We start from the raw sequence: 11456 nt of genomic DNA, 5'->3' as shown, positions 1-11456 counted from the left end.
CAATGGTAATTATTCAGTTGAGCGTTTTATATTTAATCATGTCTAGCTACTTATTTATTATTTCATGTTAACTAATTTATTAATTTTTGCCGATAATTGCCCAGAAAAAAAAGATACACAGCACTCATAAGTTAAGTCAGAAGATATCCAACGACTCCCAGAAGAACAACCAAGCAAAAGTTCTACACTACCGTCTGTCAGTAATCCAAGTCTCTCACTGTTCCCCCTGAATCGACTGTACAATTCCAAACCTTTCCTCAATTTTGCGTGGCAGAGTGTTTATCCCAAAGATGTAAAACTGGTAAGAGAATTTTTAGTTAAAAGGTATCTGTATTTTACCCGATCGCACTTATTGCCATCTGATAATTTACAGTGCGATCGCACTTCTTCCCTTTTCTTACGCTCTGCGACCTAATGGTAGAGGCCGCTGTGCTAAAACTCCTTTATAAAGTTCTTCCAGTAGACTAATATTTTTACTAAGGGTATAGCGGTCTAATACGCGTTGTCTAGCTTTTTGCCCCAGTAGGGTTGTTAACTCTGGATGATCTTGCAACACTGGCAAGAGGGTTCTTAATTGCGATCGCGCTGTTTTGGTACTAATAACTACACCTGCACCCTTTTCCAATACTTCTCCATCTGCACCCACATCTGTAGCTAAACAAGCCAACCCACACGACATTCCTTCTAACAGAGATAGGGATAAACCCTCTACCAATGAAGGCAAAACAAATACATCTGCGCCCCGCAAAATTTCGATGCGTCGGTCTTCATTAGCGACAAATCCCAACCAGATAATGCCGTATTCTGAACCATAAAACGGCTCTAAGGAAGACTTCAAAGGGCCGTCACCAACAATTAGCAACTTACTACCAGGCGCCATTGCCGACTGCTTCCAAGCCCGGAGGAGAGCTTCTACATTTTTCTCTGGCGCTATCCGACCCTGATAGACAAACAAACGTTCAGCTTTAAATTCTGCTTTGATTTGAGAAAGTCCTGGAGAATACTTGGTGGTATCAACACCGTTGGGAATTACGGCAATATTTTCTTCCCTTACGCCCATCCCGGCCAATAATTCTCGCTGAATTTGGGAAAATACAATCACGCGATCGTAGTTAACTAAAAAAGGTGCGTAGAGCTGATAAGCTAAAAGTTGTGTTCCTGATACCAGCTTTGCTCCCTTGCCAGCAAACGGTGTGTGAAAAGTGGCAACTAGGGGCAACCTCAATTCCTCACAGATTTCCGGTAGAAAAAAGTCTAGAGGAGATAACGTTAAGGAAGCATGGACTACATCTGGTTTGATTTCCCGCAGCGAATCGGTTAAAACTTTGGTGGCTTTAAAAGTGGGAATTGTGTAAACCTGGGACTTGTAAATGAAAGGTAGGGAAACCTCTCGAAAATTTGGCCAATTATCAGGTTCAGACTCTTCCTGGGCGAAGTGAAGAAAGCTAACTTGATGTCCTCTATCTAGCAAGGCATTTGTAATTTCTCGACTGTAGGTGACATTGCCGCAAAAAGGTGATTTTTTTCCAATCCAGGCTATACGCATTCTTTATTTAGCTGTAAGAAAAGCAGGTTTAATCTTATTACTTGTGTGTTCTTTGTGATTTTTCTTTTATCTAGCTATACTTGCTGATTTTTTTATTATTAAAAATTTCCACAACTTTCTACTAGTCTAAAAAGCTTCTTGTCAGCTAATCAAACTAGTGAATTTATGGCTTTATTTATTTTAGTTATAAGTTGTTAATTTATTATACTTAAACAACTTATTCTGACTAATGTCAGATTTATATCCGGCAAGTATGTGATAAATTTTCACTGGCAACAGTTTACCATGAACACAAAAGCTTTAAGTAAATTATTAATTACGTCAAGGTAATAATTAATAACTCCTGTTAGCTGATAACTACTTGTGGGAGTTATACCAGGTTAATATACCTCCAGAAAAGACGATCGCAGCTAATCCCAAAAAAACTACCTGTAATCCCAGAAAGGTTTCTGCGACACCAGCTAATGCTAAAGGTAAGGAGAGGGCAATATTAATTACATTGTTCTGCAAGCCAAAAACTTTACCACGCATTTCTGGAGGTGTTTCTGTTTGGATTGCAGTTTGCATGGGAATTCCTACTAGTGCCCCAAAGATACCTAAAAGTGTCACCAGTAACAAGACGAGCCACAGATGAGTTGTAAATACTGACAGACCAATCAGGGATGCTGCCATACCCATACAACCACACAGACTTAGCTGAGTATAGGAGAAGCGTTGACCAAATTGACCGAGAATTGTTGCTCCACCAGCGATACCAACACCGCCAGCTGCTAGTAAAAAGCCGAACTGGGAAGCTTTCATGTTGGGAATTATTTCCGCCATCCGAACGGCTAGAACAGTTAATGCTGCAAAAACAGAAAACAAGATAATCAGTTGAAGCAAAGCATTGCGGACGCGATGATTTGCATTGAGATAGGCAAAACCGTCTCGCAAGTCAGAAAATACGTGAGGAAATTCTGTATCGGGGTGGTGGTGTTTTTCCTTAGTTGCCAGAAGGAACAAAATTAGTCCAGCGATCGCATAACTGCCACCAACTAAAAGTTCTTTGCCCAAACTACCACTACCACCAATTTGCAGCCAAAGTCCATCAGCGATCGCTAACAACGGTTCTCCTACGGCAAACCCAATAATTACCGATGCCATCATCGTTGTTGTGTAAAGGGAATTAGCCGAGAGTAAATGCTGTTCTTCTACTATTAAGGGAATTGCCGCCTGTTCTGCCGGGGCAAAAAACTGCGTTAAAGTTGAAACTAAAAAAGTCACACCCAAGATGATTACAAAACCCACTGGCAGCAATCCTATGGGTTTCCAATCATGAGTCAACCACAGCATGAAGGGAATTGACAAAACTAAAATACCGCGCCAAATATTCGTTGCTACCAGCACAGCCTTTTTCGACCAGCGATCGACAAACACGCCAGCAACAGAACCAAACAATACGGCTGGAATAGTAAAAGCCATCATCAAGACTGATACCCAACCACTAATACTCTGATTGCTTCCTTGAAACTGAGTATTAATCAAGGCAATCATCAGCACCAAATAAACTTTATCTGCTAGTTGAGAGAAAACTTGACCGCCCCAAAGAGCCAAGAAATTAGGATTTTTCAATACAGGTAAAAATCCTAGCTGTTTTACATTCCCTGCAATAGCTTCTCCACCTGAACCAGATCCATCTAATTTCGGTAATTCTTTTTCTGGGATAGTGGCTACTGGCAAATTCTGCTCATTGCGAACGCCATTGCTATCTACCTCAGCAGTGGTTAATTTGTCCTCAGATTGTGTTTCTGATTGACTTGGAAGATCAGTTTTTGGGATCTGGGCTGTCCAATTTTGATCGTTATTAGAAACATCTTTTGGGGACATTTCTTGGCCATTTATTTGACTAGGTGTACACTTGGGAACAGCACTCAAATGATTCCTAACTGTAGGATCTGATACCCTATTCTGTTTTTTGGCGAGGCTTGGTGACAAAGGCAGGATTTTTTTATCCAAATCAGACGGTTGCATCATGGTTGGCAGCAAAATAAGAGTCGATCAAGGTAGCAGAGCGGATAGGGCGACCTAATTGATACTGAGCATACTGGCGCAAAATTTGCTCAACAGATAACCAGTCATGATCTCTAGCACCATCAATTTGCATTATCTCTGGTTGTGAAAGATGTTGAAGCAAAGCTAGTTCCATAGCACCCAAACGACTAGAAATCACAGGTATTTCTTGTCGATGCACAACAATTGTTTGGGCATTGGGCATTGGGAATGGGGCATTGGGCATGGGGCATGGGGCATGGGGCATTGGGTATTGGTCTGTCCTCATCTCCCTCTCCCCCTCTTTTCGTAAACGTTCCCTAGCTTCTAACGAAACCGTTCCACCTGCTGGGATACTAAATCCTACCTGCCAGTTGGGGTCTGTAAAGTCTGGCTTTAGGGAACGTTGAGATAGGCAGCAGATTTGCACTTGTGGCGTCAATCCTGCTAAAGCTAAAAGGTGAAATACAGCATGAGCCAGATGAGCCAAGACACCAGATAGATTTGCACTTGACACCGCCTCTAAACGATGGAGATGTTCATTGAACAAATCATAAAGTTCTTCTTGGGGTTGTTCGCTCAAAGCTTCACACAGAACTATTTCTGCTAAATATTGACTTGCAGCCAGTTTTCCCAAATCTTTAGCTAAACCAGGATAGGTTTTTAACGTCTGTGCTTGAGTAATTTTATCAAGCGATCGCCCTTTGGCAATCAATAGTTCATTCACAACGAACATTCCACTCCTACCGCCCAGGCTGGAGTTGTGCTTACGTGACCCTGGAGCCACGGCTCGAATTAGACCGAATTCTCGTGTCAAAATCGTCACTATTTTATCCGATTCTCCTAGCGCCTGGGTTTTAAGATTAATACCAGTTGCTTTGTAGGTTCTACTCATTAGTCATTAGTCACTAGTGCCGCAAGGCGGAAGTCAACCCCTTCGGGAAATTCAAAATTCAAAATTCAAAATTCAAAATTAATAATCCCCATAAATAAATTTAGGGGCTTGTATCATGAGTGTTCTTCGGTCAAAAGTTAAACAGGTATACACCATAAGCATTTTATTGATTTGAAATGGGTGGTTTCTTTAGACCGTGTTGTACTAGTCATTAATAGTTATTAATCATTAGTCAAGGGTCATTAGCTTAGGACAAATGACAAATGACAAATGACTATTCACCCTTTCCCAGGTTATCGCGCTGGCGGATCAAATCCATACCGCGAGATGTGCCTAATCTAGTAGCACCCGCTACGATTAAGTCTAGGGCTTGATTGATAGTGTGAATACCACCTGAAGCTTTAATTCCTACCCTTTCTTTTGCCAATTCTTGCAAAAGTCGCACATCCGCCACAGTTGCACCACCATTCCAACCTGTACTAGTTTTTAAGAATGCTGCTCCTGCCTCCATAGCTATTTCAGCAGCTATTTTTTTCTCCGCATCTGTCAATAGGTTAGTTTCCAAAATTACCTTAATTGTTTGCCCAGTCTCTTCACAAATTTCGGCAATCTCTCGGTGGACTTTTTCAGTTTTGCCAGCTTTTAACCAGCCCAAGTTGATGACCATATCCAACTCAGTGGCCCCACTATCCACCGCTTCTTGAGCTTCATACAGTTTCACTGCTGAAGTCGTTGCACCAGAAGGAAAGCCTATCACTGTACAGACTTTCGGGTTTTTACCGTGGAGGAGTTCGACTGCTTGCTTGACATGAGCAGGGAACAGACAAACCGCCGCAAAGTTAAATCTATATGCTTCTTCACACCATTGCTCAACCTGCTCTGGAGTAGCCGTTGGCGTTAACAGGGAGTGATCGATAAATGGCGCAATATCAATGTCTGGATAGTCTGCTGCCATCGTGTCTTCTGCCAGTGATTGATTATTAAACTTTATAAAAAATTAAAACATTTCTTATACATATATTAAACCACATTTATTACGAGTTTATCCTGAAAACAAGCTGCTGAATTGTCTTTAATATTGACCTTACAGATATCCCAGAATTACTACAAGTATTTAAGTTAACGCTAAGTAGTAGTAATACTATAGCAATCCTAAATCAGTTGTGATATAAAAAATGGCTGAAAAGCCTATAAATACGTGCTTTTAATCTCCGTATTTTCTCACGTTTTAAATCAGATTGCTATAGGAATATCAACAGGTTTTTTTACACTATTTCCTAAGAAGTTAATAATAGTTTGAGCTAATGCCTGTGATGCCAAATATGGAACACCATTACCAATAGTTTTAAACATATTAGTGAGTGACATATTTTCTGGAAGTACAAAATTTGCAGGCAGAGATTGGATAGCTAAAGCTTCTGCTACAGAAATTCGCCGGACTTTGTAAGGATGTAAATGTACTTCATTATTTCCATAACAAGCTGTTGGAGAGTAACGCCATCTATGCAGACGCTTGAAAGACTTTTTAGAATCATCTCCTTCATCAATAGCAGCAAATCTTGTGATACCTGCCCTTGGTTGAAAACAGTTTTCAGCATTGGGATGCTTCAGAACGTTATTTTTTCTAAACCAGTATTCAACTGTTAATTCTTCAGGTATGCCATCAGGACAAGGTATTAGAGAATTTTCTTGGAATGGTTCACTCTTACACCAGTGGTAAGTAAAAACTTTTTCTTGAGGAGATAAAATATAATTATTCCAAGGAAAATATGCCTCATTTAGTAACTTTTCACTACCGATTTTGATTCCTATATCCTGAAGAAAATTATTTTTGAAACCAATTAGAATAATTCTTTCTCTATCCTGGGGTACACCATATTCGATAGCATTAATTAATCGCTCTGTTAATATATAGCCTGCTTCGTGTAATTGTTGCTTGAGCGATTCAAAAAATAAACGATGTTTTGTTGTTCTCCACAACCCCTTAACGTTCTCAAATAAAAAGAAATCTGGAAGATTGCGGCAAATTAATTCAATATATGAAGCGGAAAGTTTACCATTATCTCCTAAACTTCCTCTATTTTTTCCACCAATAGAAAAATCAGGGCAGGGAGGCCCACCGATGAAACCAATTATATTATGAGATTTGCGGCAGTCCTTGACTAATTCTTGAAGGTATTGTTTTTCTTTACCAACAATAAGTTTTGTTACATCTGCTGCTTCACCGTGATGATATCCATATTCAGGCGATCGCATTTTCAAAACTTCTCGTGAATGGCGATAGGCGGCGATGAATGGGGCGAAGATTTCATTGACATAAACAATATTAAAACCGCTGGTTTCAAAACCTAAATCGAGGAAACCTGAGCCAGCAAAAAAAGAGAAAATACAAGGGCGATCGCTCATTGAATTACTAGTACGAGCAAAAAGTATTATTAGTATTCAGATTGTCGGAAAATGGGTTATGTGCGTCACTTATAGAGAGAGTTAATACTAACTATCCCAATTTGGTTTGAAGGGTTGGTAAAACCTAATATACTTAGGGCTTCTACGTAAGTAACAATCAAAAAATAACAATTTGAAGATTGCTTAAATAGTATAAAAATTTTATAGTTTACCTAAGTATCACATCTTAAAGTTTACTCAATCTTTAAAGAAAATACCTGACAGAAAAAGAGTCTGGAGTCACAATTAAATATAGGGGTTTACAAGCCCAAATGATATTCCAGACAAATATTTGTCATTAAATAAAAAGCCGGGGTACTTCAGACTAAATTTTTATGCGGATTTTAATTTACTCCTACAACTACTATCCAGAACCGATTGGTATTGCCCCACTGATGACTGAATTAGCAGAGGGACTTGTGAAACGTGGGCATGAAGTGCGTGTAGTCACCGCTATGCCCAACTACCCTGAGCGGCAAATTTACCAGGAATATCGGGGCAAATGGTATGTCAACGAATACAAAAATGGCGTTCAAATTCAACGCAGTTACGTTTGGATTCGTCCACAACCCAACCTATTAGATCGGGTGTTATTAGATGCTAGTTTCGTCGTCACTAGCTTTGTACCCGCCCTCATCGGTTGGCGCCCAGATGTGATTCTCTCAACATCACCATCCTTGCCAAGCTGTGTACCAGTAGCTTTTTTAGGATGGTTACGTGCTTGTCCTGTGATTTTAAATCTACAAGATATCTTACCAGAAGCAGCCGTCCATGTCGGTTTACTGAAAAATAAATTACTCATCCGGTTGTTTACATTATTGGAAAAATTTGCCTACCGCACAGCTACTAAAATTAGCGTCATCGCCGATGGGTTTGTAGACAATTTGCGATCTAAGGGCGTAAAAGCTCACAAAATTGTGCAGATTCCCAACTGGGTTGATGTAAATTTCATCCGTCCTTTGCCTAAAGAAGATAACCCTTTCCGCACAGCACATAATCTAAACGGCAAATTTGTAGTCCTGTATTCTGGTAACATTGCCCTAACCCAAGGCTTAGAAAGCGTTGTCAAAGCTGCTTCTGCGTTGCGCCATATCCCAGATATTGTCTTTGTCATCGTTGGAGAGGCAAAAGGTCTACAGCGATTGCAACAGGAATGTCTAGACTGCGGCGCAGATAATGTGTTGTTGCTGCCATTTCAACCCCGGAAAGATTTACCACAGATGTTAGCAGCTGCAGATATTGGTTTAGTGGTGCAAAAGAAAAATGTTGTATCCTTCAATATGCCGTCAAAAATTCAAGTACTACTTGCTAGTGGAGGGGCCTTAGTTGCTTCTGTACCCGATAATGGTACGGCAGCAAGAGCCATTAGGCAAAGTGGCGGCGGAGTTATCGTTCCTCCAGAAGATCCCCAAGCTTTAGCGATGGCAATTTTAGATTTATACCAAAACCCCGAAAAAGTCAAAACTCTGGGTTACAAAAGTCGCCAATATGCCGTTGAGCAATATGCTTTTGAGCAAGCTTTAAATCAGTATGAGTCCTTGTGTTATTCATTGACAGCAGAACGTAGAACAATTCAGTCTACAGGCATAGTTACAAAACAAGAAGTTTAATCTTTGCAGCAAAGTTATGTTGCATCTGTGGAAATTGCAATTTGCCCTCATATCTAAGTAAAAAAAGATATTGAGGGTAATTAATTTTACTAATAAAAATACAGCGATAGACAAGCAGGTTTTCAGGTGGATTGTTGAACTAAGAATCTCACGCTTTCACTTCATTCAACCCTTGGGTAATCGAAGGAAAAGTATTTAATAGCACTTATAATATACGTATAAAAATTGTATTTTTGCTAGACTAGTCAGTAGTATGCTGTGTTGTATGCTAATTTTTAGCAGACAGACAGTATAAAGCGTAGATGTATAGTTAACTGCGAATTACTAGCTTTACATTACTATACTGTTTGATGAATCTGCGATTATTTTCGCTGTCAATTCCTGCCGGAAAGCTATTGGTTGATTTATCGCTGCACAATAATCATCAGCAATCAGCTCTTGCGGATATCAAAATCTAAACAGCCAATTATCAAACTAGGCCCATAGACACCTGTTTTTTTGTTAGTATTCAAAAAAACCTATTGACACATTTGTCAGATCAATTGTTTGTTGTTTGTAAGTAAATGTCAACAATTGTTTCAAAAGGAAGAAAGCACCTGAGGTTTAATGACTGATTATTTCCAAGGAAATTTCCCATTGCAATCTGTCCCACTGACTAAGAGTGCGGTAATAAGCCACGGCCAAACCGAAGAGGCGAGCGAAAAATTAGCTGCAACGATCGCTGTTGCGGCATCGGATCGCAAAGCGGGTGAGATATTATTGCTCAAAGTAGCAGAGGTATCTTACCTGGCTGATTACTTTGTGATGATGACGGGCTATTCTAAGGTACAGGTCAGGGCGATCGCTCAAGCAATTGAAGGAAAAGTCGAAACTGAGTTGCAACGGCGCCCCTTAAGGACAGAAGGAAAAGCCGAGGGGAGTTGGGTATTACAAGACTATGGTGATGTGATTGTTCACATCATGATGCCCAAAGAACGGGAGTTTTATAATTTAGAAGCGTTCTGGATTCATGCAGAACGTATTTCCCTTCCAGAATCTGATGAGGGTGAGGGTAAGCCAACATGATTAGGTCTTCGGTTTCTAATTGCCCAGTTCCTACAGACCAACAACCGCTGAATGAATACGAAGAGTTAAAAACTTCCTGGCTGTTTCGTGATACCACTTTAGATTGGCGCGGGTATATCACGAAACTCCTTTGGATTTGGGGTTTCTCTTGGCTTTTTGCAGGGCCGATAGCTGCGGCAAGTTTTCCCCCTCACAAGTATATTGCACATTTTATTCTCTGTGGTGCAGCCGGAGCAAGTGTTGGGTTAGTGCTTATACTAGTGAGGTTGTACTTAGGCTGGTTCTACGTGTGCGATCGCCTTTGTAGTCCCACAGTATTTTATGAAGAGTCCGGTTGGTATGATGGTCAAACTTGGACTAAACCACAGGAAGTTCTCAACCGCGATCGTTTAATTGTCTCATACGAAATCAAACCCATTCTGCGACGGTTACAATTTACCTTTGCTGGCTTGGCGGGAATGTATGTTATTGGTACTATAGTTTGGCATTTGTTTTAAAGAGTTTTTGGTCATTGGTCATTAGTCATTAGTCATTAGTCATTAGTGAATAAACAAAGGACAAAGGACAAAGGACAAAGGATTAATGACCAATGACTAATTAATTAAAAAAGGTAATAAATATAAACCCATGACAATGGGAAAACGAACTCAAGCCACAGCACTGGAAGTCCGGTTGCTGCGAGAAGGTATTATTGAATCCAGGCATATAGTCCAAGCTGTTGTCTGCGACGAACGAGGACGGGTTCTAACTGTTGCCGGAAATTCTGAAACTGCTGCATTTATCCGTTCAGCCCTCAAACCATTTCAGGCACTCGCTGTCACTACAACAGGTACACTGGAACGCTATCAACTCAGCGATCGCGATTTAGCAATTATCACAAGTTCCCATAAAGGAAGAATAGAGCAAGTCCGACAGGTATTTAACATCCTTTGGCGGGCGGATCTTGACCCGACTATACTCCAGTGTCCAATTCCTGAAGGCAAACGGAGTCCTTTAGAATACAATTGCTCTGGAAAACATGCGGGAATGTTAGCTGTTTGTCAGCAACGCCATTGGCCCTTGAATAACTACTTGGATCGCAAGCACCCAATACAGCAGTTAATTTTGGGCAAGGTAGCAGAGTTGCTGCGAATGCCAGCAGCAGAATTTATCAGCGCTCATGACGACTGTGGCGCACCAACTTATCTGATGCAACTCGGTCACATGGCATCTTTATATGCACTGCTAGCCTCTAGTACCAACTTGGATATGGAGCGCATTGTCCGTGCTATGACTCATCACCCTGCTATGGTCGCAGGAGATGGAGAATTTGATACAGAACTGATGCGCTTAACTCCAGGAGAACTAGTCAGCAAAACTGGTGCCGAAGGAGTGCAGTGCATTGGTAGACTCGGTGAAGGCTTGGGATTGGCAATCAAAGTCATGGATGGGGCGAAACGAGCAAAATATGCTGTTGCTATTCACTTACTCCAGCAAATGGGGTGGATTAGTCCCAGCGCCGCCGAAAGCCTCTCAGAAACATTTGTCACCTTGGGAAAATACAAGCGTTTAGAAGTAATTGGAGAATTATCATTTTTGTAGTTGCCAAACTCTTGACTTTGAGTTATACTATGAAAAGTCAAGAGCGACGCGGGATAGAGCAGCCTGGTAGCTCGTCGGGCTCATAACCCGAAGGTCAGTGGTTCAAATCCACTTCCCGCCACCAAATTGAACATACAGCAAAACCCTGTTTTCCAAAAAGATTACAGGGTTTTGTTTTATGCTGATTGTTAGTTATTTAGTCTTAAAATTAGAATTAGTATACACGCGTACAGTAAGTAAGTGGGCGGGAAAAATCTCAAGTATGTAACGAAAAGTTAACTAGAGA

General features: G+C 40.7%; 9 protein-coding genes and 1 tRNA gene. 5 read left to right on the top strand and 5 right to left on the bottom strand.

Annotation, left to right across the window (positions count from 1 at the left end):
* Positions 1 to 397: 397 nt before the first annotated feature.
* From RMY63_RS40125 to RMY63_RS40105, 5 genes are all read right to left on the bottom strand, one after another.
* Positions 398 to 1546, bottom strand: a complete 1149-nt coding sequence (locus RMY63_RS40125) for a glycosyltransferase family 4 protein (RefSeq protein WP_322733998.1) — start codon at positions 1544 to 1546, stop codon at positions 398 to 400.
* Between the two features lie 357 nt (positions 1547 to 1903).
* A complete protein-coding gene (locus RMY63_RS40120; RefSeq protein WP_322733999.1) occupies positions 1904 to 3556 on the bottom strand; it encodes an MFS transporter in 1653 nt (550 codons plus the stop codon).
* The gene (recO, locus tag RMY63_RS40115) at positions 3543 to 4469 is read right to left on the bottom strand and encodes a DNA repair protein RecO (RefSeq protein ID WP_322733997.1); all 927 of its coding nucleotides are present in this window, start codon (positions 4467 to 4469) and stop codon (positions 3543 to 3545) included. Before recO ends, RMY63_RS40120 begins: the two co-directional genes overlap by 14 nt.
* Positions 4470 to 4743: 274 nt before the next feature.
* Positions 4744 to 5424, bottom strand: coding sequence for a deoxyribose-phosphate aldolase (gene deoC / locus RMY63_RS40110; protein WP_322733996.1), 681 nt, complete (start codon positions 5422 to 5424; stop codon positions 4744 to 4746).
* A 278-nt stretch (positions 5425 to 5702) separates the two neighbouring features.
* Positions 5703 to 6875, bottom strand: a complete 1173-nt coding sequence (locus RMY63_RS40105; RefSeq protein ID WP_322733995.1) for a DNA cytosine methyltransferase — start codon at positions 6873 to 6875, stop codon at positions 5703 to 5705.
* 374 nt (positions 6876 to 7249) lie between these two features.
* On the opposite strand from RMY63_RS40105, the gene RMY63_RS40100 reads away from it, so the two are divergent.
* The 5 genes from RMY63_RS40100 (at position 7250) to RMY63_RS40080 (ending at position 11294) form a co-directional block, all read left to right on the top strand.
* Positions 7250 to 8524, top strand: a complete 1275-nt coding sequence (locus RMY63_RS40100) for a glycosyltransferase family 4 protein (protein WP_322733994.1) — start codon at positions 7250 to 7252, stop codon at positions 8522 to 8524.
* Positions 8525 to 9130: 606 nt separating this feature from the next.
* On the top strand, positions 9131 to 9589 hold the full coding sequence (gene rsfS / locus RMY63_RS40095; protein ID WP_322733993.1) for a ribosome silencing factor: 459 nt from the start codon (positions 9131 to 9133) through the stop codon (positions 9587 to 9589).
* Positions 9586 to 10086 carry a CGLD27 family protein gene (locus RMY63_RS40090; RefSeq protein ID WP_322733992.1) on the top strand — a complete coding sequence of 167 codons (501 nt, stop codon included), beginning with the start codon at positions 9586 to 9588 and terminating at the stop codon, positions 10084 to 10086. Before rsfS ends, RMY63_RS40090 begins: the two co-directional genes overlap by 4 nt.
* A 130-nt stretch (positions 10087 to 10216) precedes the next feature.
* Entirely contained in the window at positions 10217 to 11170 is a 954-nt protein-coding gene (locus RMY63_RS40085; protein ID WP_322733991.1) for an asparaginase, read from the top strand.
* A gap of 47 nt (positions 11171 to 11217) precedes the next feature.
* Positions 11218 to 11294, top strand: a tRNA-Met gene (locus RMY63_RS40080).
* The last annotated feature ends 162 nt before the right edge of the window (positions 11295 to 11456 follow it).

This window comes from Nostoc sp. ChiQUE01b (assembly GCF_034531255.1).
Classification (GTDB): Bacteria; Cyanobacteriota; Cyanobacteriia; order Cyanobacteriales; family Nostocaceae; genus Nostoc.
This window is presented reverse-complemented; position numbering and strand designations above follow the sequence as displayed.

Bases quoted from the DNA above. Each gene is read 5' to 3' on its own strand.
- RMY63_RS40125 (WP_322733998.1), bottom strand. From the start codon at position 1,546: ATGCGTATAGCCTGGATTGGAAAAAAATCACCTTTTTGCGGCAATGTC.
- RMY63_RS40120 (WP_322733999.1), bottom strand. From the start codon at position 3,556: ATGCAACCGTCTGATTTGGATAAAAAAATCCTGCCTTTGTCACCAAGC.
- recO (WP_322733997.1), bottom strand. From the start codon at position 4,469: ATGAGTAGAACCTACAAAGCAACTGGTATTAATCTTAAAACCCAGGCG.
- deoC (WP_322733996.1), bottom strand. From the start codon at position 5,424: ATGGCAGCAGACTATCCAGACATTGATATTGCGCCATTTATCGATCAC.
- RMY63_RS40105 (WP_322733995.1), bottom strand. From the start codon at position 6,875: ATGAGCGATCGCCCTTGTATTTTCTCTTTTTTTGCTGGCTCAGGTTTC.
- RMY63_RS40100 (WP_322733994.1), top strand. From the start codon at position 7,250: ATGCGGATTTTAATTTACTCCTACAACTACTATCCAGAACCGATTGGT.
- rsfS (WP_322733993.1), top strand. From the start codon at position 9,131: ATGACTGATTATTTCCAAGGAAATTTCCCATTGCAATCTGTCCCACTG.
- RMY63_RS40090 (WP_322733992.1), top strand. From the start codon at position 9,586: ATGATTAGGTCTTCGGTTTCTAATTGCCCAGTTCCTACAGACCAACAA.
- RMY63_RS40085 (WP_322733991.1), top strand. From the start codon at position 10,217: ATGACAATGGGAAAACGAACTCAAGCCACAGCACTGGAAGTCCGGTTG.